Annotated in this window: 1 protein-coding gene; it reads left to right on the forward strand. The window is 48.8% G+C overall.

All coding sequences use genetic code 11. The annotated features are described in order from the left end of the window. Positions 1-1,126 (forward strand): HAD-IC family P-type ATPase (locus R7035_RS25735; protein ID WP_318146382.1); only part of this gene is annotated, 1,126 nt, incomplete at both ends.

Genomic DNA, 1,126 nt, shown 5'->3' on the forward strand with positions numbered 1-1,126 from the left:
CGCGCAAAAGCTTGAAAAAGCCATCATGTCATTGCAAGGCGTTACGAATGCTAAAGTCCTTTTTGCTACAGAAAAGTTAGTTGTCGATTTTGATGACCATTCCCTAAGTTCGATCATCGAACAAACAGCGCGCCAAACTGGTTTCCCGCTTTCTGCGCTGGATAAACCAAAGCAAAAGAAAGAGAACAAAGGCTGGTTCGGTTTTGTTCAAGACAATCTACAGATTTTATCGATCGCAGGTGCTATGGCATTTGCGGGCCTAGTCGCAAGCATCAACCCTCAGCTTAGTAGCTGGATTTTTACTTTAACCTGTTTGCTGGGTTTGTATCCTATTGCCCGTAAGGCCGTCAAACTGGCTCGTGGTGGCACACCATTTGCCATTGAAACACTGATGAGTGTTGCTGCATTAGGTGCGTTGTACTTAGGTGAAACCGCAGAAGCCGCGATGGTGTTATTGCTCTTCCTTATTGGTGAAAAGCTAGAAGCATACGCATCGTCACGAGCTCGAAGTGGCGTTCAGGCCTTAATGGATTTGGTGCCAGAAAACACCACGCTGATCATTGATGGTGTACGCAAAGAAGTGCCAGCGTCTCAGCTTCAACCTGGGGACGTCATTGAAGTGGCACCTGGCGGTCGTTTGCCTGCTGATGGTGTATTGATGACGACGTTAGCCAGCTTTGATGAAAGTGCATTGACCGGTGAATCAGTTCCTGTTGAGCATGAAGAAGGCGGGAAAATCATGGCGGGGGCTGTGGTAGTCGATAAAGTAGTGCAGGTGCAAGTGACCTCCCGCCAAGGTGAAAATGCCATTGACCGCATCCTTCATTTGATTGAAGAAGCTGAATCGCGCAAAGCGCCGTTAGAACGATTCCTCGATAAATTTAGTCGCTGGTACACACCACTTATGATGCTGGTGTCTCTTGCCGTTATCGTTACGCCACCATTACTGTTCGCTCAACCTTGGGAAACATGGGTGTACCGTGGTTTAGCATTGCTCTTAATCGCTTGTCCTTGTGCCTTGGTTATTTCAACGCCTGCTGCGATTACGTCGGGTCTGGCTGCTGCGGCACGCCGTGGTGCATTGATCAAAGGTGGGGCAGCACTTGAGTTGCTTGGCAAAGTGGAG

The sequence above is a fragment of the Vibrio sp. 1731 genome (assembly GCF_033339955.1).
Classification (GTDB): Bacteria; Pseudomonadota; Gammaproteobacteria; order Enterobacterales; family Vibrionaceae; genus Vibrio; species Vibrio alginolyticus.